General features: G+C 68.1%; 25 protein-coding genes. 15 read left to right on the top strand and 10 right to left on the bottom strand.

Annotation, left to right across the window (positions count from 1 at the left end):
- The first annotated feature begins 34 nt into the window (after positions 1 to 34).
- The 5 genes from dnaE to JOF37_RS03795 are packed head-to-tail and all read left to right on the top strand — an operon-like array spanning position 35 to position 7,615.
- Positions 35 to 3,553, top strand: coding sequence for a DNA polymerase III subunit alpha (dnaE, locus tag JOF37_RS03815; RefSeq protein WP_210005239.1), 3,519 nt, complete (start codon positions 35 to 37; stop codon positions 3,551 to 3,553).
- Positions 3,554 to 3,602: 49 nt separating this feature from the next.
- A complete protein-coding gene (locus tag JOF37_RS03810) occupies positions 3,603 to 4,736 on the top strand; it encodes a hypothetical protein (protein ID WP_210005238.1) in 1,134 nt (377 codons plus the stop codon).
- A 30-nt stretch (positions 4,737 to 4,766) separates the two neighbouring features.
- Positions 4,767 to 6,065, top strand: coding sequence for a histidinol dehydrogenase (gene hisD / locus JOF37_RS03805; protein WP_210005236.1), 1,299 nt, complete (start codon positions 4,767 to 4,769; stop codon positions 6,063 to 6,065).
- A gap of 12 nt (positions 6,066 to 6,077) precedes the next feature.
- The gene (gene nrdR, locus JOF37_RS03800; RefSeq protein ID WP_210005234.1) at positions 6,078 to 6,560 is read left to right on the top strand and encodes a transcriptional regulator NrdR; all 483 of its coding nucleotides are present in this window, start codon (positions 6,078 to 6,080) and stop codon (positions 6,558 to 6,560) included.
- 11 nt (positions 6,561 to 6,571) lie between these two features.
- Positions 6,572 to 7,615 (top strand): quinone-dependent dihydroorotate dehydrogenase, encoded by a 1,044-nt coding sequence (locus JOF37_RS03795; RefSeq protein ID WP_210005230.1) that lies wholly within the window; start codon positions 6,572 to 6,574, stop codon positions 7,613 to 7,615.
- On the opposite strand, the gene JOF37_RS03790 is transcribed toward JOF37_RS03795, so the two are convergent.
- Positions 7,590 to 8,159, bottom strand: coding sequence for a DUF3043 domain-containing protein (locus JOF37_RS03790; RefSeq protein WP_210005228.1), 570 nt, complete (start codon positions 8,157 to 8,159; stop codon positions 7,590 to 7,592). The genes JOF37_RS03795 and JOF37_RS03790 overlap by 26 nt on opposite strands.
- 47 nt (positions 8,160 to 8,206) lie before the next feature.
- Here JOF37_RS03790 and JOF37_RS03785 point away from each other — a divergent pair, with 47 nt between their 5' ends.
- From JOF37_RS03785 to JOF37_RS03765, 5 genes are all read left to right on the top strand, one after another.
- Positions 8,207 to 9,601 carry a dipeptidase gene (locus tag JOF37_RS03785; RefSeq protein WP_210005226.1) on the top strand — a complete coding sequence of 465 codons (1,395 nt, stop codon included), beginning with the start codon at positions 8,207 to 8,209 and terminating at the stop codon, positions 9,599 to 9,601.
- 100 nt (positions 9,602 to 9,701) lie between these two features.
- Positions 9,702 to 10,061, top strand: a complete 360-nt coding sequence (gene erpA / locus JOF37_RS03780; RefSeq protein WP_210005223.1) for an iron-sulfur cluster insertion protein ErpA — start codon at positions 9,702 to 9,704, stop codon at positions 10,059 to 10,061.
- A 111-nt stretch (positions 10,062 to 10,172) separates the two neighbouring features.
- Entirely contained in the window at positions 10,173 to 11,078 is a 906-nt protein-coding gene (gene ctaC, locus JOF37_RS03775) for an aa3-type cytochrome oxidase subunit II (protein WP_210005216.1), read from the top strand.
- The gene (gene ctaD / locus JOF37_RS03770; RefSeq protein ID WP_210005215.1) at positions 11,078 to 12,844 is read left to right on the top strand and encodes an aa3-type cytochrome oxidase subunit I; all 1,767 of its coding nucleotides are present in this window, start codon (positions 11,078 to 11,080) and stop codon (positions 12,842 to 12,844) included. Before ctaC ends, ctaD begins: the two co-directional genes overlap by 1 nt.
- 3 nt (positions 12,845 to 12,847) lie before the next feature.
- On the top strand, positions 12,848 to 13,285 hold the full coding sequence (locus tag JOF37_RS03765) for a cytochrome c oxidase subunit 4 (protein ID WP_210005214.1): 438 nt from the start codon (positions 12,848 to 12,850) through the stop codon (positions 13,283 to 13,285).
- Positions 13,286 to 13,894: 609 nt separating this feature from the next.
- Here the strand turns inward: JOF37_RS03765 and JOF37_RS03760 are convergent.
- From JOF37_RS03760 to ctaE, 5 genes are all read right to left on the bottom strand, one after another.
- Complete coding sequence (locus tag JOF37_RS03760; protein WP_210005213.1) at positions 13,895 to 14,302, bottom strand: rhodanese-like domain-containing protein; 408 nt, start codon at positions 14,300 to 14,302, stop codon at positions 13,895 to 13,897.
- A gap of 80 nt (positions 14,303 to 14,382) precedes the next feature.
- On the bottom strand, positions 14,383 to 16,239 hold the full coding sequence (qcrB, locus tag JOF37_RS03755) for a cytochrome bc1 complex cytochrome b subunit (RefSeq protein WP_210005212.1): 1,857 nt from the start codon (positions 16,237 to 16,239) through the stop codon (positions 14,383 to 14,385).
- Entirely contained in the window at positions 16,236 to 17,312 is a 1,077-nt protein-coding gene (gene qcrA / locus JOF37_RS03750) for a cytochrome bc1 complex Rieske iron-sulfur subunit (RefSeq protein WP_210005211.1), read from the bottom strand. The genes qcrB and qcrA overlap by 4 nt, the downstream gene beginning before the upstream one ends.
- 36 nt (positions 17,313 to 17,348) lie before the next feature.
- Positions 17,349 to 18,152: a cytochrome bc1 complex diheme cytochrome c subunit gene (gene qcrC, locus JOF37_RS03745; protein ID WP_210005209.1), complete on the bottom strand. Its 804-nt coding sequence runs from the start codon at positions 18,150 to 18,152 to the stop codon at positions 17,349 to 17,351.
- 17 nt (positions 18,153 to 18,169) lie between these two features.
- A complete protein-coding gene (gene ctaE, locus JOF37_RS03740) occupies positions 18,170 to 18,814 on the bottom strand; it encodes an aa3-type cytochrome oxidase subunit III (protein ID WP_210005207.1) in 645 nt (214 codons plus the stop codon).
- 121 nt (positions 18,815 to 18,935) lie between these two features.
- Between ctaE and trpD the strand changes: the two genes are divergently transcribed.
- From trpD to JOF37_RS03725, 3 genes are all read left to right on the top strand, one after another.
- Positions 18,936 to 19,985, top strand: a complete 1,050-nt coding sequence (trpD, locus tag JOF37_RS03735) for an anthranilate phosphoribosyltransferase (RefSeq protein WP_210005205.1) — start codon at positions 18,936 to 18,938, stop codon at positions 19,983 to 19,985.
- Positions 19,986 to 20,077: 92 nt separating this feature from the next.
- On the top strand, positions 20,078 to 20,572 hold the full coding sequence (locus JOF37_RS03730; protein ID WP_210005203.1) for an aromatic ring-opening dioxygenase LigA: 495 nt from the start codon (positions 20,078 to 20,080) through the stop codon (positions 20,570 to 20,572).
- Between the two features lie 52 nt (positions 20,573 to 20,624).
- The gene (locus tag JOF37_RS03725) at positions 20,625 to 21,623 is read left to right on the top strand and encodes a PHP domain-containing protein (protein WP_210005201.1); all 999 of its coding nucleotides are present in this window, start codon (positions 20,625 to 20,627) and stop codon (positions 21,621 to 21,623) included.
- Between the two features lie 17 nt (positions 21,624 to 21,640).
- On the opposite strand, the gene JOF37_RS03720 is transcribed toward JOF37_RS03725, so the two are convergent.
- The 3 genes from JOF37_RS03720 to JOF37_RS03710 form a co-directional block, all read right to left on the bottom strand.
- The gene (locus JOF37_RS03720) at positions 21,641 to 22,558 is read right to left on the bottom strand and encodes a 5'-3' exonuclease (protein WP_210005199.1); all 918 of its coding nucleotides are present in this window, start codon (positions 22,556 to 22,558) and stop codon (positions 21,641 to 21,643) included.
- A gap of 33 nt (positions 22,559 to 22,591) precedes the next feature.
- Positions 22,592 to 23,230, bottom strand: a complete 639-nt coding sequence (locus tag JOF37_RS03715; RefSeq protein WP_210005196.1) for a hypothetical protein — start codon at positions 23,228 to 23,230, stop codon at positions 22,592 to 22,594.
- Positions 23,231 to 23,349: 119 nt separating this feature from the next.
- Positions 23,350 to 23,898, bottom strand: a complete 549-nt coding sequence (locus JOF37_RS03710) for a hypothetical protein (protein WP_210005194.1) — start codon at positions 23,896 to 23,898, stop codon at positions 23,350 to 23,352.
- A gap of 97 nt (positions 23,899 to 23,995) precedes the next feature.
- Between JOF37_RS03710 and JOF37_RS03705 the strand changes: the two genes are divergently transcribed.
- Positions 23,996 to 24,421, top strand: a complete 426-nt coding sequence (locus tag JOF37_RS03705; RefSeq protein ID WP_210005191.1) for a YchJ family protein — start codon at positions 23,996 to 23,998, stop codon at positions 24,419 to 24,421.
- Here JOF37_RS03705 and JOF37_RS03700 read toward each other — a convergent pair.
- On the bottom strand, positions 24,399 to 24,779 hold the full coding sequence (locus JOF37_RS03700) for a hypothetical protein (protein WP_210005187.1): 381 nt from the start codon (positions 24,777 to 24,779) through the stop codon (positions 24,399 to 24,401). The genes JOF37_RS03705 and JOF37_RS03700 overlap by 23 nt on opposite strands.
- A gap of 283 nt (positions 24,780 to 25,062) precedes the next feature.
- Here JOF37_RS03700 and rpsA point away from each other — a divergent pair, with 283 nt between their 5' ends.
- Positions 25,063 to 26,520: a 30S ribosomal protein S1 gene (gene rpsA, locus JOF37_RS03695; protein WP_210005182.1), complete on the top strand. Its 1,458-nt coding sequence runs from the start codon at positions 25,063 to 25,065 to the stop codon at positions 26,518 to 26,520.
- Positions 26,521 to 26,620 lie beyond the last annotated feature (100 nt).

Below are 26,620 nucleotides of genomic sequence, written 5' to 3'. Positions count from 1 at the left end.
GTCTCGTGTCCGAGGCCGAACGTAGACTCGGGGGGTGGCATCCGACTCCTTCGTACACCTGCACGTGCACAGCGAGTACTCCATGCTCGACGGTGCGGCCAAGATCGCGGCGATGACACAGGCGGCGTCCGAATACGGGATGCCGGCGATCGCCGTCACCGACCACGGCAACACCTTCGCGGCGTTCGAGTTCTATCGCGCGGCCCAGGCCTCGGGCATCAAGCCCATCATCGGCCTCGAGGCGTACGTGACCCCCGGGACGCACCGCAGCGACAAGTCCCGCGTCGCGTGGGGCTCACCCGAGCAGAAGAGCGACGACGTCTCGGGCTCGGGCGCCTACACCCACATGACGATGTGGAGCGAGAGCACCGAGGGCATGCACAACCTGTTCCGGCTGAGCTCGTTGTCGAGCATGGAGGGCTACTACTTCAAGCCCCGCATGGACCGCGAACTGCTGCAGACCTACGGCAAGGGACTGATCGCCACGACGGGGTGCCCGTCGGGTGAGGTCCAGACCCGGCTGCGCCTCGGACAGTACGACGCCGCCCGAGCCGCGGCGGCCGAGTTCCAGGACATCTTCGGCAAAGAGAACTACTTCGCCGAGATCATGGACCACGGGCTGTCGATCGAGCGGCGCGTGATGACCGACCTGCTGCGTCTGGCCAAGGACCTCGACATCCCGCTGGTCGCGACCAACGACTCGCATTACACCCACCAGCACGAGGCGGACGCCCACGCCGCCCTGCTCTGCGTGCAGTCCGGCTCCACCCTCGACGACCCCAACCGCTTCAAATTCGACGGCGACGGGTACTACATCAAGACCGCGCAGGAGATGCGTCAGCTCTTCCGCGACCACCCCGAGGCGTGCGACAACACCCTCCTCATCGCCGAGCGATGCGAGGTCGAGTTCAACACCTCGGCCAACTACATGCCGCGCTTCCCCGTTCCCGACGGCGAGACCGAAGACAGCTGGCTGGTCAAAGAGGTCGAGGCGGGTCTGCACTACCGATACCCGGGCGGCATCCCCGACAAGGTGCGCAAGCAGGCCGAGTACGAGACCGGCATCATCCTGCAGATGGGATTCCCCGGCTACTTCCTGGTCGTCGCCGACTTCATCAACTGGGCCAAGGACAACGGCATCCGGGTCGGCCCCGGCCGCGGCTCGGGCGCCGGATCGATGGTGGCCTACGCGATGCGCATCACCGACCTCGACCCGCTCGAGCACGGGCTCATCTTCGAGCGGTTCCTCAACCCCGACCGCGTCAGCATGCCCGACTTCGACGTCGACTTCGACGACCGCCGTCGCGGCGAGGTGATCGAGTACGTCACCGAGAAGTACGGTTCCGAGCGCGTCGCGCAGATCGTGACCTACGGCACGATCAAGTCGAAGCAGGCCCTGAAGGATGCCGGTCGCGTGCTGGGCTTCCCGTTCAGCATGGGCGAGAAGCTCACCAAGGCGATGCCTCCCGCCGTCATGGGCAAGGACATGCCGCTCGACGGCATGTTCAACACCGAGCACCCGCGCTACAAAGAGGCGAGCGAGTTCCGCGCGCTCATCGACACCGACCCCGAGGCCAAGACCGTCTTCGACCGGGCACTCGGGCTCGAGGGCCTGAAGCGGCAGTGGGGCGTGCACGCCGCGGGCGTCATCATGTCGTCCGAGCCGCTGCTCGACATCATCCCGATCATGCGCCGCGAGCAGGACGGTCAGATCGTCACCCAGTTCGACTATCCGTCGTGCGAGACGCTCGGTCTCATCAAGATGGACTTCCTCGGGCTGCGCAACCTGACGATCATCTCGGACGCCCTCGACAACATCCGCATGAACCGGGGCGAGGAGCTCGACCTCGAGCACCTCGCGCTCGATGATCGGCCGGCGTACGACCTCCTCACGCGCGGTGACACTCTCGGCGTGTTCCAGCTCGACGGCGGGCCCATGCGGTCGCTGCTCCGACTGATGAAGCCCGACAACTTCGAAGACATCTCGGCTGTCATCGCGCTGTACCGTCCGGGCCCGATGGGCGCGAACTCGCACACCAACTACGCCCTGCGCAAGAACGGCCTGCAGCCGATCACCCCCATCCACCCCGAGCTCGAAGAGCCCCTCCGCGACATCCTCGACACGACGTACGGCCTGATCATCTATCAGGAGCAGGTCATGGCGATCGCGCAGAAGGTGGCCGGCTTCTCGCTCGGACAGGCCGACATCCTGCGCCGAGCGATGGGCAAGAAGAAGAAGTCCGAGCTCGACAAGCAGTACGAGGGCTTCTCGGGCGGAATGAAGGAGCGCGGGTTCGGCGAGGGCGCGATCCAGGCGCTGTGGGACATCCTGCTGCCCTTCTCGGACTACGCCTTCAACAAGGCGCACTCCGCCGCCTACGGGCTCGTCTCGTACTGGACCGCGTACCTGAAGGCGCACTACCCGGCCGAGTACATGGCGGCGCTCCTCACGAGCGTCGGCGACTCGAAGGACAAGATGGCGGTCTACCTCAACGAGTGCCGCCGCATGGGCATCCGCGTTCTGCCGCCGGACGTCGGCGAGTCGATCCGCTACTTCGCGGCCGTCGGCGAGGACATCCGCTTCGGTCTCGGTGCGGTGCGCAACGTCGGAGCCAACGTCGTGGACGGCATCATCAGCGCGCGCGCCGACGACAACTACGTCAGCTTCCACGACTTCCTCACCAAGGTGCCGCTGCACGTGGCCAACAAGCGCACCGTCGAGTCGCTGATCAAGGCGGGGGCGTTCGACTCGCTCGGATCGACCCGCCGCGCCCTCATGGAGATCCACGAGGATGCCGTCGAGGCCGCCGTCGACGCCAAGCGCAAGGCGGCCACGGGCGCCATCGGGTTCGACTTCGACAGCCTCTATGACGAGGCCGAGGAGATCATGCCGGCCAAGGTGCCCGAGCGGCCGGAGTGGACGAAGAAGGACAAGCTCGCGTTCGAGCGCGAGATGCTCGGGCTGTACGTCTCCGATCATCCGCTGGCCGGCCTCGAGATACCGCTGGCCAAGCACGCGTCCACGTCGATCCACGATCTGCTGGCGTCCGAGGACGTCCAGGACGGGGATCAGGTCACCGTCGCCGGGCTCGTCACCAGCGTGCAGCACCGCGTGGCGAAGCAGAGCGGCAACCCCTACGGCATGATCACCGTCGAGGACTTCGACGGCGAGGTGACCGTGATGTTCATGGGCAAGACCTACACGGAGTTCCAGAGCATGCTCGTGGCCGACTCGATCCTGGTCGTCCGTGGCCGGGTGTCGCGGCGAGACGACGGCTTGAACCTGCACGGGCAGTCGGCGTTCTCACCCGACCTCGGATCGTTCGACGCATCGGGACCCCTGGTCCTGCTGCTGCCCGAACAACGCGCCACGGAGTCCACGATCGGTGAGCTGGCGGCCGTGCTGCGCCGCCACAGCGGCGACACCGAGGTGTCGCTGAAGCTGCACCGCGGGGGCGCGGCGAAGGTGTTCGAGGTGCCGATGCCGGTGCGGGTGACGCCCGATCTCTACGGCGAGCTCAAGGGTCTGCTCGGCCCGCAGTGTCTGGGCTGAGCCCGGTAGGATCACACCGCAGCGCAACCGCTGCGACGAAGGGAACATCGTGACCGACGAGAAGCACAACGACTTCGACGACGACCGCCCCGACAACGCAGCGCCGGTCGGCGAGGGCGTATCCGCTGAGCCCACGACGCCGGCGCCGGCCGAGAGCGCCGTGTCGCCGGATGCCGCGGCCGGCCCGGATGCCGCATCCGACGACGCGTCGCGCGCCGACGAAGCGTCGCCCATGACGGACGCGCACGCCCAGCGCGAGCCGGACGCCGCGACGTCCACGGAAACCGGCGTCCCGCCCCAGTACGGTGTCGGCCCGCTCTCGATCCGAGAGACCGCCCTCGTCGGCGTCTGGGCCCTCGCGTTCATCTTCTCGTTCTTCCCGGTCTACGGGCGTTTCGGCTCCGGCTCCTCGGTGTGGGCGGCCGGGATCGACTGGGTGCTCACGATCGGGCTTCCGACGGTCGCCGTCTTCCTCATCGTGCTGCGGCGCTTCTCGCCCCAGGGGATTCGCCGCGTGGGTTCGCTCGGCATCGACCAGTTCGCCTCGGTCGCCTTCTCGGTGTCGGCCACCGTCTGGCTCGGCATCGTGTGGAGCGCGATCGCCGCGCTGGCCCAGACGCGCGTGTTCGTCGCGAGCTGGGTCGTCTGGGTCGAGCTGATCCTCATGCTCGCCGGCGTCGTGCTCACTGTCGTCGCGCCGCACCTGCCCGTCCTCGGTGAGGACTTCCGTCACCGTCCCGAGTCACCCGCGCACCGCCTCGCGCGGGCCGCGCGTCCCGTCGAGCCGCGGCCGCTGGTCGTTCGGCCGGCCGCGGGCGCTTCCGCACCGGACCACCAGGGCACGGCCGGATACGCCGCGCCGACGCAGGCGTACGGCGCACCGGGCCACGTCGAAGGCGCATCCTCGGGAACCGGCTCGTGGGAGGCGGCCCCGGCTGACGCGGCGGAGCCGTTCGATGCGAACGCGACGACCGTGATCGACCAGCAGCCGGCGCAGCAGGCATTCTGGGCCCTCGTCCCCGAGGAGCGCGACGTCCTCGACGAGAGTGGCGCACCGCTGTTCCGCATCGGCCCGACGGCCTGGGCTCTGGTGATCGAGGATCGCGGCGAGGTGTTCGTCGTGCGCCACGAGGACGGTCGGGTGGGGTACCTCCACGACACCCGCGACGTCACCCGCGGCTGAGCCGCCCGCGTCGCGCGCTAGCCTGGAACGATGCGCACCATCGACCTGCGCGGCCGTGAACTCACGGCCGCCGAGCTGCTCGCCGCCGTCCCTCGCGCCGAGGCGGCACGCGGTCTGGCCCTCGCCACGGCCGCCGAGATCGTCCACGACGTCGCGTCGCGCGGCGAGACCTCGCTGCGTGAGCAGGCGGCACGGTTCGACGGCGTCGAGGGCCATGCCGTGCGCGTCCCCGTCGAGCACCTCGACGAGGCGCTGGATGGACTCGACGCGACGGTGCGTTCCGCCATCGAGGAGTCGATCCGTCGCGTACGCCTCGCGTCGGCGGCCCAGGTGCCGCCGGACCGCGTCACCGAGCTCGGACCCGGCGCCCGCGTCGAGCAGCGCTGGCGTCCCGTGCGCCGCGTCGGCGTCTACGTGCCGGGCGGCAAGGCGGTTTATCCCTCGAGCGTCGTCATGAACGTCGTCCCGGCGCAGGTCGCCGGCGTGACGACCGTCGCGCTCGCCTCACCGCCGCAGCGCGACCACGACGGCCGCGTGCACCCGGTGATTCTCGCCGCCGCCCGCCTGCTCGGCGTCTCGGAGGTCTACGCGATGGGCGGAGCAGGCGCGATCGGCGCCTTCGCGTACGGCGTGCCGGACCTCGGCCTCGACCCCGTCGACGTCATCTCCGGCCCGGGCAACAACTTCGTGGCGCTGGCGAAGCGCGTCGTCGCCGGCGTCGTCGGCACCGACTCGGAGGCCGGCGCGACCGAGATCCTCATCGTCGCGGACGACTCCGCCGACCCCGAGCTGGTCGCGGCCGATCTGGTCAGCCAGGCGGAGCACGACGAGCAGGCCGCCGCTGTGCTCGTCACTGCGTCGCCCGAGCTCGCGGCATCCGTCGCCGAACGTGCCGCTGCACGGGCGTCACGGACCCGCCACGCCGAACGCGTCGCGGTCGCGCTCGCGGGCCCGCAGTCGGCGATCGTCCTCGTCGACGACCTCGCCGCCGCGACCGCCTTCTCGAACGCCTACGCCCCCGAGCACCTCGAGCTGCACCTCGCCGACCCGCGCCCGGAGGATTTCGTGAACGCCGGTGCAGTCTTCGTCGGCGCGCACACGCCGGTGAGCCTGGGCGACTACCTCGCCGGGAGCAATCACGTCCTGCCGACGGGCGGTCAGGCGCGCTACGCCGCGGGTCTGGGGGCGGCGACCTTCCTGCGATCGCAGCAGGTGGTGTCGTACGACCGCGATGCGCTGCGCGAGGTGCACGACGGGATCGTCGCGCTGTCGGCATCCGAGCAGCTGCCGGCCCACGGTGAGGCCGTATCGGCCCGATTCGACGCGTAATCTGGGCTCGCCATGCATTGCCCTTTCTGCCGCAACCCCGATTCCCGCGTCATCGACTCGCGCACGAGCGATGACGGCCTCAGCATCCGTCGGCGCCGCCAGTGCCCGAAGTGCGGCGGGCGCTTCTCGACCATCGAGACGGCCAGCCTCAACGTCATCAAGCGCTCCGGCGTCATCGAGCCGTTCAGCCGCGAGAAGGTGATGTCGGGAGTCCGCAAGGCCTGCCAGGGGCGTCCTGTCACCGAGGCGAATCTCGCGCTCCTCGCGCAGGAGGTCGAAGAGACGGTCCGCCAGACGGGGTCGTCGCAGATCGACACCAACGAGATCGGGCTGGCCATCCTCGGCCCGCTGCGGAACCTCGACGAGATCGCGTACCTCCGATTCGCGAGCGTCTACCAGGCGTTCGACACGCTCGAGGACTTCGAGGCGGCTATCGAGCAGCTCCGCGCTGATCACCGGTCCGCTCGGACAGTGGAGGACGCGAGCTCGCTCTAGGCTGGACGGCGATGTACCCGTTCATCTTCCGCACCGTCTTCTCCCGCATGGACCCCGAGACGGCTCACCACCTCGTGGTGCCCGTCATCCGCGTCCTGGGCGTCCCGCCCTTCTCAGCGGTTGTCCGCCGGCTCACGGCGCCCGACCCGTCGCTCCGCGTCGAGGCGCTCGGGCGCGTGTTCGACTCGCCCTTCGGAGTGGCCGCAGGCTTCGACAAGAACGCGGTCATGGTGAGCGGCTTGGGTGCTCTCGGGTTCGGGCATGTCGAGATCGGCACCGTCACGGCGGTGCCGCAGCAGGGCAACCCGCGCCCTCGGCTGTTCCGCCTCGTCTCCGACCGGGCGCTGATCAACCGGATGGGCTTCAACAATCGGGGCGCCGCCGCTGCGGCATCCCGGCTCCGCCGGCTGCGGCGCGCCGGCCGTCGTCCCGTCATCGGCGCGAACATCGGCAAGAGCCGGATCGTCGACGTCGAGCACGCCACGGCGGACTACGTCACGAGCACGAAGCTGATCGCGCCCGAGTCGGACTACCTCGTCGTGAACGTGTCATCCCCGAACACCCCGGGTCTGCGGGGCCTGCAGGCCGTCGACACGCTGCGCCCGCTGCTCGAGGCGGTACGGGATGCCGCCGGCGCGACGCCACTGCTCGTGAAGATCGCCCCCGACCTCGCCGACGACGAGGTCACGGCCATCGCGTCCCTCGCCGTCGAGACCGGCCTGGCGGGACTCATCGCCACGAATACGACGATCGCCCGCGACGGACTGATCACCGATGACGATCGCCTTGCGCAGATCGGCGCCGGCGGTCTTTCGGGTGCTCCGCTGCGCCGTCGCTCACTCGAGGTGCTGCGCCTCGTGCGAGCCGCCGTTCCGCAGGGGTTCTGCGTGATCGCGGCCGGGGGAGTGGAGACGGCCGCCGACGTCCAGGAGCGCCTGGACGCCGGCGCCGATCTGGTTCAGGGGTACACGGCGTTCATCTACCGCGGCCCGCTGTGGGCGCGGCAGATCAATCGCGGGCTCGTGCAGCTCAGGCGGGGCGCTGGCCGCGCTTGACCTGCGGCTTGGGCAGGCGCATGAAGCGCATCTGGATCGAGCGCATCGCGCCGTACCAGCCGAGGCCCTTCTCCATGCGCTCGGCACCGAACTTGGCTCGGGCGGCCTTCTTCACGCGGATGCTCGTGATCACCATGTCTCCGATGACGAGCAGGATGAAGGCCCAGAGGGCGATGAACGCGTAGAAGGTGACGGCGTTCGAGCCGAGGAAGGTCACGATGATGACGAGCACCATCGCGCCCATGACGAGCTCGCCCAAGTGCCATCCGGCATCGACGTAGTCGCGGACGAAGCGGCGCTGCGGCCCCTTGTCGCGGACCGGAAGGTACCGCTCGTCTCCGTTGGCCATACCGATACGGGCCTTGTCGCGTCGCTCGGCGAGCTCGGCGCGGGCGCGCGCCTTCGCCTCCTTGGTGTCGGGCACCAGCGGACGCTTGCGGGCCGCCTCCTGGGCGGCGCGGCTCGGGGTGGGACGGTTCTTGCCGGAGCCCGTCGACGCCGGAGCGGCGTCGTCCGGAGCGGGGGCGGAGGGAGTTTTGGCCACGGGGATCCTCGGGTTCTGCGACGAACGTGCCTCATAAGATTACCCGCATGACCTCCGAATCTCCTCGGTCCGCCGCCGTGCGCGACGCCGCCCTCTCCGTTGTTCCCGCCGCCCTGGCCGACCTCGGGGCGCTCGTGCGTATCCCGTCCGTCGCCTTCCCGGGATTCGACCGGGCCGAGGTCGAACGCAGCGCCGCGGCCGTCGCGAGTCTGGCCGAGGGCCTCGGCATCTTCGAGCGGGTCGAGGTCGCGACCGCGACGATCCCGTCGACGGGCGAGCAGGGGATGCCGGCGGTGCTGGCGACCCGCGCCGCGCGCAACGGGCGGCCCACGATCCTGCTGTATGCCCACCACGACGTGCAGCCCGTGGGTGACGAGGGCCTGTGGGAGTCCGCTCCGTTCGAGCCGACCGTTCGCGACGGGCGCCTGTACGGACGCGGTGCCGCGGACGACAAGGCCGGCGTCATGGCCCACGTCGGAGCCTTGCGTGCACTCGTCGAGGCGCTCGGCCCCGAATTCGATCTCGGTGTCAATCTCTTCATCGAAGGGGAGGAGGAGGCCGGGTCGGCGTCGTTCGGGTCCTTCCTCTCGGACAACGCCGACGCGCTGCGCGCCGACGTCATCGTCGTGGCCGACTCGGGCAACTGGGACGCGACCACGCCCGCGCTCACCGTGTCGCTGCGCGGCAACGCGCGCTTCACGATGACGGTGCGCACGCTCGAGCACGCGTCGCACTCGGGCATGTTCGGCGGCGCCGTGCCCGACGCGATGCTGGCAACGGTGAAGCTGCTGGGGACGCTGTGGGACGACGAGGGCGCCGTCGCCGTCGACGGACTGCGCGAGCGCGAGGCCGAGACTCCGGAGTACTCCGAAGAGACCCTGCGCTCGGAAGCGGGTCTGCCCGCCGGCGTCTCGCCCATCGGCACCGGTCCGATCCTGTCGCGCATCTGGAACAAGCCCTCCATCACCGTCACCGGCATCGACGCCCCCAGTGTCCGCAACGCCTCGAACACCCTCAGCCCAGAGGTGTCCGTCGTCATCTCTGCGCGCGTCGCCCCGGGCCAGTCGGCCGACGAGGCGTACCAGGCGATCGAGGCGCACCTGCGCGCCCACGCTCCCTTCGGTGCGGAGCTGACCTTCAGAGACGTCGAAACCGGCAACCCCTTCCTCGTCGACACCAGCGGCAGCGCGGTCTCGCACGCTCGCGCCGCGCTGGCCACGGGCTACGGAGTGGAGCCGGTCGACATCGGCGTCGGAGGATCGATCCCCTTCATCGCCGATCTGGTGCGGGAGTTCCCCGACGCGCAGATCCTCGTCACGGGCGTCGAGGACCCACACGCCCGGGCGCACAGCCCGAACGAGTCGCTGCATCTCGACACGTTCCGCCACGCGTTGGTGTCGGAAGCGCTCCTGCTCGAGCGGCTGGACGCGACGCCGCTCTGATCTGTTCCGCGATCGCGGGGGAGAGCGCCCCGTCGGCCGGTGCCGCGCGTAGAATCGTGGCACCGGCCGCCTGTCTGCGGCCCGACACCTCGGGAGAATCATGACCGACATCGCCACGTCCGAAACCGTCCGTGCGCACGGCGTCTCGCTGACCGATGAGGCGGCGCTCAAGGTGAAGAGCCTGCTCTCGCAGGAGAACCGTGACGACCTGCGTCTGCGCGTCGCCGTCCAGCCGGGTGGATGCAGCGGACTCATCTACCAGCTCTACTTCGACGAGCGCTTCCTCGACGGCGACCAGACGGTCGACTTCGACGGCGTCGAGGTCATCGTCGACGACATGTCCGTCCCGTACCTCGACGGGGCGACCATCGACTTCAAGGACACGATCTCGGAGCAGGGCTTCACGATCGACAACCCCAACGCCGCGGGGTCCTGCGCGTGCGGTGACAGCTTCCACTGAACCGCTCCCGTGCGACGGTCCGCGTCGCCGACATCCTGAATGGATGGCCTGAATCGGGTGAAAGCTTGCCCTAGACTGAAGGTCGAACCATTCGTCCCGGAAAGGTGCACTGTGCGCTTCAAACGCCGCCTCCGCTGGGCCGTGATCCCGCTCGGGATCGTCACGGCAGTCTCCCTCGCAGCTTGTACACCGACGGAGCTGAACGGCTACCTCCCGGGCTTCACCGAAGACGGCACGCCCGCCACCAACCGCACCGAGATGGTCTCCGGCCTCTGGGTGAACTCGTGGATCGTCCTCCTCGCGGTGGGTGTCATCACGTGGGGGCTCATGGCCTTCGCCGCCATCGCCTACCGTCGTCGGCGCGGCCAGACCGGTCTTCCGGTCCAGCTCCGGTACAACATGCCGATCGAGATCTTCTACACGATCGTGCCGCTGATCCTCGTGATCGGGTTCTTCGCGTTCACCGCGCGCGACCAGTCGATCATCGAGACCCAGTACGAGGACCCCGACGTGTCGATCACCGCGATCGGCAAGCAGTGGGCGTGGGACTTCCAGTACAACGGCGAAGAGGAAGACAACTCCGACGCGGTCTGGACGATGGGTGTCCAGGCGCAGCCGGCCGCCAACGGCGACCGTGACGAATCCGCACTGCCCACGCTGGTCCTGCCCGTCAACAAGACGGTGAAGATCAACCTGCAGTCGCGCGACGTCCAGCACTCCTTCTGGGTCATCGACTTCCTCTACAAGAAGGACATGTACCCCGGACGCGACACCAACTCGTGGTCGTTCGTCCCCACCCGCGAGGGTACGTTCGCCGGCAAGTGCGCCGAGCTCTGCGGTGAATACCACTCGATGATGCTCTTCAACGTCGAGGTCGTCTCCGAGCAGGAGTACGAGGACTACCTCCAGACGCTGCGCGACGCCGACCAGACCGGCGACATCAACGACGTCTACGACCGCCTGCAGAACTTCCCGGGCACGGGAGCGGTCACCGAAACAGCCGAGGGAAGCCACTGATGGCGACGACACTTCCGCTCCAGGGCGAACAGCCTGCGGGCCGCCCGACCACCCTGCCTCCTCGACAGGCGGCGCTGCTCAGCGCGTCGCGCGTCGAGCAGAAGGGCAACATCATCGTCAAGTGGATCACCTCCACCGACCACAAGACGATCGGGTACATGTACCTGATCGCCTCGGTGCTGTTCTTCCTCCTGGGCGGCGTGATGGCCCTCATCATCCGTGCGGAGCTGTTCGAGCCCGGGATGCAGGTCGTGCCGACCAAGGAGCAGTACAACCAGCTGTTCACGATGCACGGCACGATCATGCTGCTCATGTTCGCGACCCCGCTCTTCGCCGGCTTCGCCAACGCGATCCTGCCGCTGCAGCTCGGCGCTCCCGACGTCGCGTTCCCGCGACTGAACGCGTTCGCCTTCTGGCTGTTCCTCTTCGGCTCGATCATCGCGATCTCGGGCTTCCTCACCCCGCAGGGTGCGGCCTCGTTCGGATGGTTCGCGTATCAGCCCCTCGCTAACGCCACGTTCTCACCCGGTGCCGGTGGCAACCTGTGGATGCTCGGCCTCGGTCTGAGCGGCTTCGGCACGATCCTCGGTGCGGTGAACTTCATCACCACGATCATCACGATGCGTGCGCCCGGCCTCACCATGTGGCGAATGTCGATCTTCTCGTGGAACACGCTGGTCACCAGCATCCTGGTCCTGATGGCGTTCCCGGTGCTCGCCGCGGCGATCTTCGCGGCCGCATCCGACCGTGTTCTCGGCTCCCACATCTACGACCCGGCCAACGGCGGCGTCCTGCTCTGGCAGCACCTGTTCTGGTTCTTCGGGCACCCCGAGGTGTACATCATCGCGCTGCCGTTCTTCGGCATCGTGTCCGAGATCCTGCCGGTGTTCAGCCGCAAGCCGATCTTCGGATACAAGACGCTGATCTACGCCACGATCGCGATCGCGGCCCTCTCGGTCGCGGTGTGGGCGCACCACATGTACGTCACGGGCGCCGTCCTGCTGCCGTTCTTCGCCCTCATGACGATGCTCATCGCCGTTCCGACGGGCGTGAAGATCTTCAACTGGATCGGCACGATGTGGCGCGGATCGGTCACGTTCGAGACCCCGATGGTGTTCACCCTGGGCTTCCTCGTGTCGTTCGTCTTCGGTGGCCTCACCGGCGTCATCCTCGCCTCGCCGCCGCTCGACTTCCACCTGTCGGACTCGTACTTCGTCGTGGCGCACTTCCACTACGTCGTCTTCGGCACCGTCGTGTTCGCGATGTTCGCGGGCTTCTACTTCTGGTGGCCGAAGTGGACCGGCCGGATGCTCAACGAGCGCCTCGGAATGGTGCACTTCTGGATGCTGTTCATCGGCTTCCACATGACGTTCCTCATCCAGCACTGGCTGGGCGTCGACGGCATGGTCCGCCGCTACGCCGACTACTCGGCCGCCGACGGTTGGACGTGGCAGAACCAGGTCTCCACGATCGGCGCGATCGTCCTCGGTGCCTCGATGATCCCGTTCTTCCTGAACGTCTGGATCACCTCGCGCAGCGCGCCGAAGGTGACCGTGAACGATCCCTGGGGCTACGGCGCATCTCTCGAGTGGGCAACCAGCTGCCCGCCGCCGCGCCACAACTTCACGTCGATCCCGCGCATCCGCAGCGAGCGTCCGGCCTTCGACCTGAACCACCCCGAGGCCGCCATCCCGGTCGGCGTGGGCCCCGCGAAGGACGCCCCCGATGCGCCGGTTGTGGATGTCGCCGATGGAGAGGTGAAGTAAGACGTGAAGACCAACATCAACCTCTGGTGGGTGCTCACCGGCTTCTTCTTCGCGGTGTTCATCACCTACACCGTGTGGAGCCTCGTCGCCCACACTGACCAGGGCGTCTGGTGGCACCGCATCGAGTGGGTCGGATCGACCGCGCTGCTGTTCACCGGCTTCATGGGCGCGATGATCGCGTTCTACGTGTCGCGCGTGCACAAGGCTCAGGGCGGGGAACTGCCCGAGGACTCGCTCACCGCTGACATCGACGACGGTGACCCCGAGATCGGCGAGTTCAGCCCGTGGTCCTGGTGGCCGCTCGTCCTGGCCTTCGCGGCTGCCGTGTTCATCATCGGTCTCGCGGTCGGTCAGTTCCTGCTCCCGATCGGTTTCGCGATCTTCGTGGTCGCGATCGTCGGCTGGGTCTACGAGTACTACCGCGGTTACTTCGCGCGCTGATCACCCGCGCGCCACGACGGCCATCGCACTCCGGTGCGGTGGCCGTCTGTCGTTTGCGTCGGGATGCCGCCCTCCTGTGGGTGCCCTCCGGCATCCGGCCTCAACGGGGGCCCTCATGGCCATGTGACCGTCATCCTTTTGTCGACGCTCACGAGTCGCGCCCTGAGTCTCATCTCATGAGCGGATCATCGAAGAGCGGCCCCTCGCTTGTCGAGCTCGCCTCTCTCGGCGAGGCCGGCGGGGAACAATCGCAGTCTCGCTCGGACGACGAGGTCCGGATGATGCGCCAGGCCGACGAGTTGCTCCGGCAAGGATGAGAGAGACACGACGGCAGCGCCAGTTACGGACCTCTTGCACCGAACGAGCGAGGTGTTCGCCCAGCTGACGTCGATGCGACGGTGCAGACGGCGGACGGCAGCACGCCGTTGGGCAGGCTCGCCAACCGACTGGTGAATGAATCGGTCGCATCGCCTACAACGGCTCCGGCAAGATCACCGGGATCCTCATCGCCCCGCCTGGTTCGAGCGACCTGCCGTTCTCGGACTTGTTCCCGCACGCGATGTCCTCCACGGCCCTCCGGTCGTCGCCTCGCCGTAGCTTCCCGTCGTTTCAGGAGCGTACGAGGGCGACCAGGGGGTCGTAGGTGCGGGGGAGGGGGCCGTTGGCGTTCGCGACGGGGTAGCCCTCACGCGCCCAGTACTCGAATCCGCCGATCATTTCGCGGACGCGGTATCCGAGCTTGGCGAACTCGATGGCAGCGCGGGTGCCGCCGTTGCAGCCCGGGCTCCAGCAGTACACGATGACCTCAACGTCGCGGTCGATCTCGGCCGTCGCGCGGCTGGCAATCTCGGGGCGGGGCAGGTGGATGGCCCCCACGGCGTGGCCTTGAGCCCAGGCATCCGAACTGCGGACGTCGACGAGAACGAACTCCTCGCCGGCGCGTTGTGCCTCGAACACGTCCGAGGGGTCGGTCTCGTGCTCGAGCTTTGCCGTGAAGTAGGTGAGTGCATCGGTCATGAGTCACACGCTACGCAGGTGAACGAACGGCGGGGTGCGACCGATCGGTCACACCCCGCCGTAATCCGGACAGTCCGGGATCAGCTCTTCCGCGATCCCTTGCCGTCGGCATCCTCGTCGTCCTCATCGGGGACGATCACGTTGGAGGGGCGGTTCGCCGTCTCCACGCCCTTGCCATCCTCGATGGGGTGCAGAGGAGCCTCCGGCACGCCGGCGCGCTCATGGGCGCCCCGGAGCTCTGCCTGCTCCTCCTCGGCGATGTGCTCGAGGTCGTGATGAGCGTGGGCGCGAGCGGCATCCAGCTCCGCCTGCGTGAGCGGCGTGAGGCGGTCCTCGAAGAACCAGCGCGAGAGGCCCGCACGCAGGTTCTCGTGCCACGGAATGCGGCCCTTGTCGTTCGGCCGCACCACCAGGGGAGCGTTCGTCGTGTAGTCCACGAGCTTCACGAGCTCGTACTCGTCGACGGGCTGGTGGACCTCGATGTACTCGCCACCGGGCAGGCGGACGATGCGGCCGGACTCGAAGCCGTGCAGCGCGATCTCGCGGTCCTTCTTCTGCAGCGCGATGCAGATGCGCTTCGTGACGAAGTAGGCGACGACCGGGCCGACGAACAGCAGGGCCTGCAGCGCGTGGATCACGCCTTCCATCGTGAGGTGGAAGTGCGTCGCCACGATGTCGGAGGATGCCGCTGCCCACAGGACCGCGTAGAACGTCACACCGGCGGCACCGATGGCAGTACGCGTGGCCGCGTTGCGCGGACGCTCCGCGATGTGGTGCTCGCGCTTGTCGCCCGTGATCCACGCCTCGATGAAGGGGTAGACCATGACCAGGACGATGAACACACCGAGGCCGACGAGCGGAACGAGGATGTTCAGCGACCACGTGCGGTCGAACAGCACGAACTCCCAGTGCGGCGGGATGAGACGCAGGGCGCCGTCCGCGAAGCCGATGTACCAGTCGGGCTGCGTACCAGCCGACACGGGGGAGGGGTCGTACGGGCCGTAGTTCCAGATCGGGTTGATCGTGAACAGGGCCGCGACGAGGACCAGCACACCGAAGACGATGAAGAAGAAGCCACCCATCTTCGACATGTAGACCGGCATCATCGGGTAACCGACGACGTTGTTGTTGGTCCGAGCAGGGCCGGCGAACTGCGTGTGCTTGTTGACGATCATCAGCATCAGGTGCAGCGCGAGCAGCGCGACGAGGATCGCGGGCAGCAGCAGGATGTGCAGCGCGTAGAGGCGGCCGACGATCTCGGTGCCCGGGAACTCGCCACCGAAGAGGAGGAACGAGGTCCAGGTGCCGATCAGCGGGATGCCCTTGATCATGCCGTCGATGATGCGCAGACCATTGCCCGAGAGGACATCGTCAGGCAGCGAGTAGCCGGTGAAGCCCTCGGCCATCGCGAGGATGAAGAGGATGAAGCCGATCACCCAGTTCAGCTCGCGGGGCTTGCGGAACGCGCCGGTGAAGAAGACGCGCAGCATGTGCACGCCGATTCCGGCGACGAAGACGAGGGCGGCCCAGTGGTGCAGCTGGCGGACCAGCAGACCGCCGCGGACGTCGAACGAGATCTCGAGGGTGGAGGCCATCGCGGCCGACATCTCGAGACCTCGCATCGGGGCGTAGGCGCCGTAGTAGTGGGTCTCAGCCATCGACGCCTCGAAGAAGAACGTCAGGAACGTTCCCGAGAGCAGGACGACGACGAAGGACCACAGTGCGATCTCGCCGAGCATGAACGACCAGTGGTCGGGGAAGATCTTGCGGCCGAGTTCCTTGACCAGGCCCGAGATGCTCGTGCGCTCGTCGAGGTAGTTCGCGACGCCGCCGACGAACTTGCCGCCGAGCGGCTTGTCCGCGGGGCGGGTCGGTCCGTCAGCGTGAACCGCAGGAGCGGTGGTGACGTTCTCCGTGGGGTGGGTGGAGGTGCTCAATGACGCTCCCAGAAGCTCGGGCCGACGGGTTCGGTGAAGTCGCTGCGTGCGATCAGGTAGCCCTCGTCGTCGACGGTGATCGGGAGCTGGGGCAGCGGACGTGCAGCCGGGCCGAAGATGACGGCGGCGTGGTTGGTCACGTCGAACTGCGACTGGTGGCAGGGGCAGAGCAGGTGGTGGGTCTGCTGCTCGTACAGAGCCACGGGGCAACCGACGTGCGTGCAGACCTTCGAGTACGCGACGATGCCGTCGTACGACCAGTCCTTGCGGTCGTCGGCCTCGTTCAGCTGCTCGGGGAGCAGGCGCATGAGCAGGACGATCGCCTTGGCCTTCTCCTCGAGGTAGCCGTCGTGGTGCGAGAGCGTCGCGAGGGACTCGGGGATGACGTGCACGGCGGAGCCGAGGGTGAGGTCGGCGGCGCGGATCGGCTTCCCGGTCGGGTCGTGCGCCAAGCGCATGCCCTCTTCCCACATCGTGTGCTTGAGCAGGTACACGGGGTCACCGGCGTGCGGGTGCTCGGGGGAGCTGTGCGGGGCCAGGCCGCGGAACAGGGTCACACCCGGCAGGATCGACGCCGCGAGGGCCACGAACAGCGAGTTGCGAACCATCGTGCGACGACCGAAGCCCGACTCCTCGTTCGCGTCCGCGAAGACCTGCACGGCCGCGGCGCGGGTGCTCTCGCTACCGCGCGTGGAGTGGCGCTCCTCGATGAACTCGGTGTCGCGCATGACGGCCTTCGACCAGTGGATCGCGCCGATGCCGATGGCCAGGAGCGCGGTGGCGATTCCGAGACCGATGAAGAGGTTGTTCCGTCGGATGTCGGCGATGAGGCCGCTCTCGATGGGGAAGATGAGGTACGCGGCCACCGCCCAGATGCTCGCTGCCGCCGACAGGTAGAACAGCGTGTACACGGTGCGCACGGCGCGCGCCATGGCGGCCGGGTCCTTGTCGGTCATGCGCTTGCGGTGGGGTGCGAGCCCGGGGTTGTGCACCGGGTCAGACACCGCGACGGCGAGCCCCGATGAGGGCACCAGGGAAGCAGGAACCTGCTCGGGCGCCTTCTCGTCAGCCATTTTGCTCCTTGTGCGTTGCTTCGATCGTCACGGTTCTCAGTTCGATTTCGCGGTGATCCACACCGAGATCGCGACGAGGGCGCCGATGCCGAAGATCCAGATGAACAGACCCTCCGAGACGGGGCCGAGGGAGCCGAGCGAGAAGCCGCCGGGCGAGTTCTCGGTCGGGCGGATCATCAGGTAGCTGATGATGTCGCGCTTCTCCTCGGTGGTGAGGGTCATGTCGTTGAAGACAGGCATGTTCTGCGGCCCGGTGACCATGGCTGCGTACATGTGCAGCGGCGAGGTGGTCGTCAGCGGGGGAGCGTACTTGCCCTCCGTGAGTGCGCCACCGGCACCCGCGACGTTGTGGCACATCGCGCAGTTGATGCGGAAGAGCTCGGCGCCGTGCGACACGTCACCTTCGCCGTCGAGCACCTCGGACTCGGGGTACGTCGGGCCGGGGGCCTCGGACTGCACCCAGGCAGCGATGGCCTCGATCTGCTCCTGCGTGAACTGGACCGGCTTCTGCGGAGCCTGAGGGCCCTGCATCTGCAGCGGCATACGACCCGTGGCCACCTGGAACTCGACCGACAGCTCGCCGACGCCGTACAGCGACGGGCCGTCGTTCGTGCCCTCGAGGTTGAGCCCGTGGCAGGTGGCGCAGTTGGCCTGGAACAGCTTCTTGCCGTCCTCGACGGTGAGCGTGGAGGAGGTCTGCGTCGTGTTGTCGCCCGCGGCCATCGCAGCGGACGCGCCGGCGTATCCGCCGCCGGTGACGAGCAGGCCGATGCCGATCAGCGCGGCGGCCGCCCACTTGCTGCGGCGGCCTCCGTTACGGCGCGGGTTCTTGGATGCCATGAGTGATTCAGCTCCGGTTACTTCAGGAAGTAGATGACGGCGAACAGGACGAGCCACACCACGTCGACGAAGTGCCAGTAGTACGACACGACGATCGCGGAGGTCATCTCTTTCCGGCCGAAGTTCTTGACGGCGAAGGCGCGCCCGATGACGAGGAGGAAGGCCACGAGGCCACCGGTGACGTGCAGCGCGTGGAAGCCCGTGGTGATGTAGAACGCGGAGGCGTACGAGTCAGCCTGGATCGGCATGCCCTCGGCGATGAGCGTCGCGTACTCCCAGACCTGACCGGACACGAAGATGGCGCCCATCACGAAGGTGAGGAAGAACCACTCGACCATGCCCCACTTGCGCAGGTTCCAGATCGTGCCCGAGCGGTACGGGCGGAAGTGCTCGGCGTTGTGGACACCGATCTGCGCCGTGACCGACGACAGCACCAGGATGAGGGTGTTGACCGCGGCGAACGGGATGTTCAGCAGTTCGGTGCGGTCGGCCCACAGCTCGGGAGAGGTGTTGCGCAGGGTGAAGTAGATCGCGAAGAGGCCCGCGAAGAACATCACCTCGCTGCCGAGCCACACGATGGTGCCCACGGCGACCGGGTCCGGCCGCTTGACCGAGCGCAGGGCCTGGGAATACGTCGCTGGAGTGGTCGTCACGGCATCCATTATGGCCGATTCAGAGGGTGGTTTCTGCATCGCTGAAGGTCGATCCGGACTCAATGGCGGTTAGGGCAACCTAAGAGTCCGCCGAAAACCGCCCCAGAACCGGCCGATAGGATCGTGTGCCATGGCTCAGCACGCATGGCGCGACATCCTGACGGACCTTCTCGAAGGGCGCGACCTCAGCGTGTCGGACGCCACGTGGGCTATGCGCGAGGTCATGGCGGGCCGTGCCACCGACGCCCAGCTGGCCGGCTTCCTCGTCGCGCTGCGCGCCAAGGGGGAGACCGTCGACGAGATCGTCGGGTTCCGCGACGCGATCCTCGAAGCGGCGCTGCCGCTGCCGGTTCCCACCGACGCGCTCGACATCGTGGGGACGGGTGGCGATCGGTTCGGAACGGTCAACGTGTCGACGATGGCGTCGATCGTCGCTGCTGCCAGCGGCATCCCCGTGGTCAAGCACGGGAACAAGGCGGCGAGCTCGAAATCAGGCTCCTCGGACGTGCTCGGCGCCCTCGGCATCGACCTCTCGCTCGAACCGGCCGACGTGGCGCGGGTTCTCGGCGAGGCGGGCATCACGTTCGCCTTCGCGTCGGCTTTCCACCCCGGGTTCCGCCATGCGGGCGCGAGTCGCTCCGAGCTCGGCATCCCGACCGTGTTCAACTTCCTCGGACCCCTGTGCAATCCGGCTCGGGCCGAAGCGAACGCCGTCGGTGTCGCGCACCTCGACCGCGTGCCGCTGATCACCGGCGTCTTCCGGACCCGCGGCGCGACCGCCCTGGTGTTCCGAGGCGACGACGGGCTCGACGAACTCACGACCACCGGCCACAGCCGGATCTGGGAAGTCAGCCGAGGCGACATCCACGAGCACGACCTCGACCCGCGGGACCTCGGCGTGCCCCTCGCGCGCATCGAGGATCTGCTCGGCGGTGATCCCGATCACAACGCGCAGGTGGTGCGCCGCGTGCTCGAGGGCGAGAGCGGCCCGGTGCGCGACATCGTGCTGCTCAACGCCGCAGCCGGGATCGTGTCGTACCGGCTGTGGCGGGATGCCGCGCAGGTGCAGCGTCCCATCCTCGAGCGTCTCGCGGAGGGCATGCAGACGGCCGCCGAGGCCATCGATTCCGGTGCGGCTGCGGGCACCCTGGAGCGCTGGATCGCCGCCACGAAGGCCTGAGGTCAGACCACATCGATTATTCACGGCGTCCGGCGAACGGGCGCTTCCTCGGTGGGCATAGCGTGAGGCTCAACGCACCCGAGGAGGAACCGATGTCCACTACCGCAAGCCCCTCCGCCGACACGGTGGAAGCGCCCGTCCGCCGTACCGGCCTGGTCAAGATCCTGGGCATCCTGGGCATGCTCGGGGGCGTGGTGCTGATCATCGGCGGCATCGTCGTCTGGTCGCTCGTCTCGTCGCAGCTGCGCGCCGAGAACATCACCGTCCCCGATGACGCCGCGGCGTTCCAGGGACAGACTGTCGCCGGGCCGTTCACCGCATACGTGCAGGCCGACATCATCCAGCATCACGCGCTCGAGGCGTCGGGTGGCAAGACCTACGCCGAGCTGGGCCAGGACGACCCGATGCGCGCGACGATGATGAACGCGTCGTTCCTGCGGGCGTCGCTGTTCACCTCGGTGGTGTCGTTCGGTGTCGCCGCCTTCGCGATGGGGGTGGGTATCCTGTCGATCATCTTCGGCTTCGCGACCCATCGCCTGGCCTCGGCTCCGGTGGTCGTCCGCCGTACGGCGGTCACCTCCGGCTAGATCGGAGAGGACGGGGCCCGTGCTCCGGCACGGGCTTCCGGCGTGTGTGCGCATGAACCCCATCGACGCTCTGACCGAGATCGCGGAGCTCCTCGAGCGCGAGCGGTCATCGCGCTACAAGTCGAAGGCCTTCCGGGCGGCAGCCGAGACCATTCGCGCGCTGACCGACGCGCAACTCGACGACACCGCGTCGCTGCGGCGACGACCGGGCATCGGGGAGCGGACGCTCGAGGTCATCGTCGAAGCCCGCGCCGGCCGGGTGCCCGGTTACCTGGCCGATCTGCGCGAGCGTCGCGGCGTGGTGCCGGCCGGCGAGCTGCGGCGGCGGCTGCGCGGCGATCTGCACAGTCACTCCGAGTGGTCTGACGGACTGACACCCATCGACGAGATGGTCGCGGCAGCCCGGGCGCTCGGTCACGAATACCTCGCGCTGACGGATCATTCGCCGAGGCTGCGTGTGGCGCGCGGCCTCTCGCCCGAGCGGCTCCGCGAGCAGCTGGAGGTCGTGGCCGGCATGAGCGGCGATGGGTTCACGCTGCTCAGCGGCATCGAGGTCGACATCCTCGACGACGGGTCGCTCGATCAGGAGGACGAGCTGCTTCGCCAGCTCGACGTGGTCGTCGCGTCGGCGCATTCGAAGCTGCGGATGCCGCGGTCGGCCATGACGCGACGCCTCGTGGCGGCGGCATCCGATCCGCGCGTGGACGTTCTCGGACACGTGACGGGGCGGTTGGTCGAGGGCAGCCGGGGCACGCGTCCGCCGTCGGACTTCGATCCCGCGCCGGTCTTCGCGGCGTGCGCGAAGGCGGGGGTGGCGGTGGAGATCAACTCGCGCCCGGAGCGTCAGGATCCGCCCGACGAGCTGATCGCGCAGGCGCTGGAGGCCGGGTGTCTGTTCAGCATCGACTCGGATGCCCATGCTCCCGGGCAACTGTCGCTCATCGATTACGGAGCGGCTCGGGCAGAGCAGCTCGGTGTTCCCGCTGATCGGATCGTGACGACCTGGCCCCTCGAACGACTGCGCGAGTGGACGGGGCGCGACCGGGGCTGATCAGCGCCGGATTGACCTCAAGCGCGGGCGCGCAGGGCCTTCGCCGCCCGCGTCGCCGCGGTGCCGAGTGCCCAGCGAGCGGCGAGGTCGTCGACGACATCCTGCCCGGTCGCGCGGATGCGCGCATCGACGGGTCCCAGCTCGAGGTCGCGCACGACCCGCACCACCTGCGGGGCGACGGCGAGGTAGTCCGAAGCAGCTGCGATCTTCGCGCGCACGCCAGCCGTCATGCCCTCTCCTCGCTCGGCTGCGGCCAGGATGCCGTCGAGGTCGCCGTGGGCGGCGAGGAGGGCGGCGGCGGTCTTGTCGCCGACTCCGGCCACGCCCGGCAGCCCGTCGGATGCGTCGCCGCGCATCGTGGCGAAGTCGGCGTACTGGTCCGGCCGCACGTTGTACTTGGCGATGATCGCGTCATCGGTGAGGACATCGAGGTTGCTCATGCCGCGGCCCGTGTAGATGACGCGGATGCCGCGGGCGTCGTCGACCAGCTGGAACAGATCGCGGTCGCCGGTGACGACGTCGACGGGCAGCCGAGACTGCGTCGCGAGGCTGCCGATCACGTCGTCGGCTTCGTGCTCCGCCGCTCCGACGATCGGGATGCCGAGCGCTTCGAGCGCCTCGCGGATGATCGGCACCTGGGCCTCGAGCGGGTCGGGAACGACCTCCACGTCGGGACCGGCTGCGACCGGCTGGGCGACCCGATGCGTCTTGTAGGTGGGGACCAGGTCGACGCGCCACTGCGGCCGCCAGTCGTCATCCCAGCATGCGACGAGCTCAGTCGGCTCGTACGTGCTGACGAGCTTCGCGATCATGTCGAGGAAACCGCGCACGGCGTTCACCGGCCGCCCGTCGGGAGCCTGGACGGTGTCGGGGACGCCGAAGAACGCACGGAAGTACAGGGATGCGCTGTCGAGCAGCATGAGGCGGTCGCTCATCGCATCATCCTGGCACGAGCGGATGTCGTAGCGTCAGCATCCCGGTCCTCGCGGCGCCTCGTCGCAGGTGCGTTCCACGAGGGTGCCGCGGGCTTCCAGGACCCGGACCATGTGCGGCCCGGTCGCGACGTCGAGCGTGCCGGGCACGGGGCGCCACCCGCGTCCGAAATCGACCTCGGCTCGGTAGTGCACCACGGCCGAGGCGCTGTACGTGCCGCGCTCGGTGTACGTGTGACTCGTGTCGGTGGGGGCGAATTGAGACGCGCCGAGTTCGCCCCAGCTGCGCCCGCCACCACCGCTGGAGATGCGCGATCCGTCACCCGGTGCGATGGTGACCCCTTCCGAGGAGAAGCGCACGGTGACCGGGAGGTCGAACAGCGTTCCGGTGGCGGTGTGTTCGGTCGCGGTGACGATGAAGTTCGTGGGCAGGCCCACGACGCCGAGCCCGGCGGGCTCGCTGACGAGCTCGGCGGGAGCGGGCGCGAAGGAGGCGACGTCGGCGATCGTCGCCTGCGGCAGCAGGGAGACGGTGAAGTCATCGCACCGGTTGAGCGGTCCGCAGTCGCGGGGTGCGGGAGTGCGCTTGATCGGGTCTGTGCGGTCTGAGGGCGAGGCGAACGATTGCTGTCTGCTCTGTTGAGCGCCAAGGTGCATCTCGGCGGCGACATTCACGGCACCCTCATCGACAGTCGAGGTCCAACTGCCGAGAGTGCCCCGCGGCCGATCGTCGGGATTGGAGACCACCGACGCTACGGCCAACACGAGAAAGGCTGTGATCAGCCGAGCCAGAATCAACATGCTGGTCCTTCGCTAGTGCCCACTACGTCGGTGAGAACCATTGGCCCGGGGTGGCCTGCTTGCTTCACTGCCGAGACGAGCATGCGTTGCACGGGAGAGCGATCCGCTTCTACGAGGCTCTGTCCGGACCTGTCGTGTACCTCTATAGACGAGACGTCAATGCAAACGTAAAGCTGAGCGGTACCGCCATCGATACGCTTCCGGATGACGCGGGTGATTTCCGTCGAGCCGTCCATGGTCACGCCAGCTGCGTGATAATTCGACAGAACTCGTCTGTCTTCTTCGTTCACCCGCCCGGTCGTCAAGGCGAACACGGGCTCGAAGGTGGCCGGGTCGGACAAGTCGACGGCGTTGAGCGCGTCGACGTACGCGCGGTAGGTGGCCTCCGCTTCGCGGAACGCGGCCTCGTCGCTGGCCGTCTCGATCGGCGCGGGAGTTCGCGTGGCCGGGGCGGGGGATGCGGACGGAGCCGAGCCGCTGCATCCGGTCGTCAGGACCAGCGAAGCGAGGAGCAGCAGGGCGAGTCGATGGCGGACGGGCATGGCACGACGGTAACCAGCGCCGGGATGACGCGTCCGAGTTGTCCACAGGCGCACTTCTAGGCTGGGTGGATGCGGCGTTCGAACACGGGGGAGAGTCATGTCGTTCGGTGAGGCGACGACCAGGGGGCGGCCGAGCGGCGCGGCATCCTGTCCCTGCGGGAGCGGCGCTCGATTCTCGGCCTGCTGCGGCCCACTGCTCGATGGCGCCGCCGCGGACACTGCGGAACAGCTCATGCGTTCGCGGTACACCGCGTTCGCATTGCGGGACGAACCGTACCTGGCGCGCACGTGGCACCCGGCGACGCGACCTCGCGCCTTGGATCTCGACCCCGCGATGCGATGGATCGGATTGACGATCGAGCGAGCACGTGGCGGGGCCGACGACGACACGGGGGTGGTGGAGTTTCGGGCGCGGTGGCGGGCGGGCAGCGCCGGTGGAGAGCTCCACGAGGTGAGCCGATTCGAACGGCGACGCGGCCGCTGGGTGTACGTGGACGGAATCACGGACGAGACCCCGGCGTGACGATCGCGTCCCACAGGTAGGCGAGGATGCCGTACCCGCCCAGGACGGCCACGACCGCCATCGCCAGCGCCGAAGACACCAGCCCGGCCCCGGCGAACGCGATGGCGACGGCATCTCGACGCGTCACACCGACCGCGCCCGCCGCGAGCGCGACGGCAGCGGCGAGCGGTGCGAGCGGGATCACGGGAAGAGCGAACATGCCGCCGGCCCCGAGTCCCTGCGGTGCGTGGAAGACGGCGACCACGCTCGGTATCAGGAGGAGTACGCAGCCGAGCCCGAAGACGGATGCCGCGACAGCGGCGATACGCCACCCCTCGGGTGGTCGGGACGGGGGCGGGGAGGGAGCGGTCGCATTCACGCTCCGATGGTGCCCGTGCGACGCACTGAGACGAGCCGGTTCCGCTCACCTGGGGAAGAACCGGCGGAGGGTGGACGTTGGGGAGGAAATGCGGCGTCATTCGCCCGCTGGATGACTGGAATCTCGCGGACACGCTCTGATACCCTGGATCGTCACTCGTGTGGCTTCATCGCCATGCGTCACGACGTACCATCCACAACCACTCGCCTCGGCCGGGCCGCCATTCGATGGCGGCGATTCGGTCCTGGCCCGACACCCTGACCCAACAAGGACAACCCACTACATGACTAACGCAACGACCGCCCCGGCCACCAAGCAGGTCGCTATCAACGACATCGGATCTGCTGAGGACTTCCTGGCCGCGGTCGAGAAGACTCTGAAGTTCTTCAACGACGGCGACCTCATCGAAGGCACCGTGGTGAAGATCGACCGCGACGAGGTCCTCCTCGACGTCGGTTACAAGACCGAGGGTGTCATTCCCTCGCGCGAGCTTTCCATCAAGCACGACGTCGACCCCAACGAGGTCGTCAAGGTCGGCGACGAGGTCGAAGCCCTCGTTCTCCAGAAGGAGGACAAGGAAGGCCGCCTCATCCTCTCCAAGAAGCGCGCGCAGTACGAGCGCGCCTGGGGCGACGTCGAGAAGATCAAGGAGAACGACGGTGTCGTCACCGGCTCCGTGATCGAGGTCGTCAAGGGTGGCCTCATCGTCGACATCGGCCTCCGCGGCTTCCTTCCCGCGTCGCTCATCGAGCTGCGCCGTGTCCGCGACCTCACGCCGTACCTCGGCCAGGAGATCGAGGCGAAGATCCTCGAGCTCGACAAGAACCGCAACAACGTCGTGCTCTCGCGCCGCGCTCTGCTCGAGCAGACGCAGTCCGAGTCGCGCACCACGTTCCTCAACAACCTGCACAAGGGTCAGGTTCGCAAGGGTGTCGTCTCGTCGATCGTCAACTTCGGTGCGTTCGTCGACCTCGGTGGCGTGGACGGTCTCGTTCACGTCTCGGAGCTGTCGTGGAAGCACATCGAGCACGCGTCCGAGGTCGTCGAGGTCGGCCAGGAGGTCACCGTCGAGATCCTCGAGGTCGACCTGGACCGCGAGCGCGTCTCGCTGTCGCTGAAGGCGACGCAGGAGGACCCGTGGCAGGTCTTCGCCCGCACGCACGCGATCGGCCAGGTCGCTCCGGGCAAGGTCACCAAGCTCGTCCCGTTCGGCGCGTTCGTCCGCGTCGCGGACGGCATCGAGGGCCTCGTGCACATCTCCGAGCTCTCGGGTAAGCACGTCGAGCTCGCCGAGCAGGTCGTGTCGGTCGGCGAAGAGGTCTTCGTCAAGATCATCGACATCGACCTCGAGCGTCGTCGCATCTCGCTCTCGCTCAAGCAGGCGAACGAGTCGGTCGACCCCTACGGCACCGAGTTCGACCCCGCCCTCTACGGCATGGTCACCGAGTACGACGAGAACGGGGAGTACAAGTACCCCGAGGGCTTCGACCCGGAGACCAACCAGTGGAAGGAAGGCTTCGATGAGCAGCGTCTGGCCTGGGAGGCCGAGTACGCCGCGGCCCAGGGTCGCTGGGAGGCCCACAAGGCCGCCGTGGCCAAGGCCCTCGAGGCCGAGGCCGCTGCTCCGGCGGACAACGGCTCGTCGTTCTCGTCGGACGTCCAGTCCGCGAGCACCGGCGGCGGCACGCTGGCCGACGACGAGGCTCTCGCCGCTCTGCGTGAGAAGCTGTCGGGTCGCTGAGTCGAATCTGATCGACGGAAGGGTCGGAGCCTCGTGCTCCGGCCCTTCCGGCGTTTGGCGGTACTGCGAGCGGCTCGCCCTCCACGGACGCGCGCGTCGA

The organism is Microbacterium imperiale, assembly GCF_017876655.1.
In the GTDB taxonomy this organism is placed as follows: Bacteria; Actinomycetota; Actinomycetes; order Actinomycetales; family Microbacteriaceae; genus Microbacterium; species Microbacterium imperiale.
This window is presented reverse-complemented; position numbering and strand designations above follow the sequence as displayed.

What these genes read in the sequence shown, in the direction of transcription:
- hisD (WP_210005236.1), top strand. Translation starts at nt 4,767, where the DNA reads ATGCGCACCATCGACCTGCGCGGCCGTGAACTCACGGCCGCCGAGCTG.
- erpA (WP_210005223.1), top strand. Translation starts at nt 9,702, where the DNA reads ATGACCGACATCGCCACGTCCGAAACCGTCCGTGCGCACGGCGTCTCG.
- JOF37_RS03725 (WP_210005201.1), top strand. Translation starts at nt 20,625, where the DNA reads ATGAACCCCATCGACGCTCTGACCGAGATCGCGGAGCTCCTCGAGCGC.
- JOF37_RS03795 (WP_210005230.1), top strand. Translation starts at nt 6,572, where the DNA reads ATGTACCCGTTCATCTTCCGCACCGTCTTCTCCCGCATGGACCCCGAG.
- qcrC (WP_210005209.1), bottom strand. Translation starts at nt 18,152, where the DNA reads ATGGCATCCAAGAACCCGCGCCGTAACGGAGGCCGCCGCAGCAAGTGG.
- nrdR (WP_210005234.1), top strand. Translation starts at nt 6,078, where the DNA reads ATGCATTGCCCTTTCTGCCGCAACCCCGATTCCCGCGTCATCGACTCG.
- JOF37_RS03710 (WP_210005194.1), bottom strand. Translation starts at nt 23,898, where the DNA reads ATGCCCGTCCGCCATCGACTCGCCCTGCTGCTCCTCGCTTCGCTGGTC.
- JOF37_RS03720 (WP_210005199.1), bottom strand. Translation starts at nt 22,558, where the DNA reads ATGAGCGACCGCCTCATGCTGCTCGACAGCGCATCCCTGTACTTCCGT.
- JOF37_RS03730 (WP_210005203.1), top strand. Translation starts at nt 20,078, where the DNA reads ATGTCCACTACCGCAAGCCCCTCCGCCGACACGGTGGAAGCGCCCGTC.
- ctaE (WP_210005207.1), bottom strand. Translation starts at nt 18,814, where the DNA reads ATGGATGCCGTGACGACCACTCCAGCGACGTATTCCCAGGCCCTGCGC.
- JOF37_RS03785 (WP_210005226.1), top strand. Translation starts at nt 8,207, where the DNA reads ATGACCTCCGAATCTCCTCGGTCCGCCGCCGTGCGCGACGCCGCCCTC.
- rpsA (WP_210005182.1), top strand. Translation starts at nt 25,063, where the DNA reads ATGACTAACGCAACGACCGCCCCGGCCACCAAGCAGGTCGCTATCAAC.
- qcrA (WP_210005211.1), bottom strand. Translation starts at nt 17,312, where the DNA reads ATGGCTGACGAGAAGGCGCCCGAGCAGGTTCCTGCTTCCCTGGTGCCC.
- JOF37_RS03705 (WP_210005191.1), top strand. Translation starts at nt 23,996, where the DNA reads ATGTCGTTCGGTGAGGCGACGACCAGGGGGCGGCCGAGCGGCGCGGCA.
- JOF37_RS03760 (WP_210005213.1), bottom strand. Translation starts at nt 14,302, where the DNA reads ATGACCGATGCACTCACCTACTTCACGGCAAAGCTCGAGCACGAGACC.
- ctaD (WP_210005215.1), top strand. Translation starts at nt 11,078, where the DNA reads ATGGCGACGACACTTCCGCTCCAGGGCGAACAGCCTGCGGGCCGCCCG.
- trpD (WP_210005205.1), top strand. Translation starts at nt 18,936, where the DNA reads ATGGCTCAGCACGCATGGCGCGACATCCTGACGGACCTTCTCGAAGGG.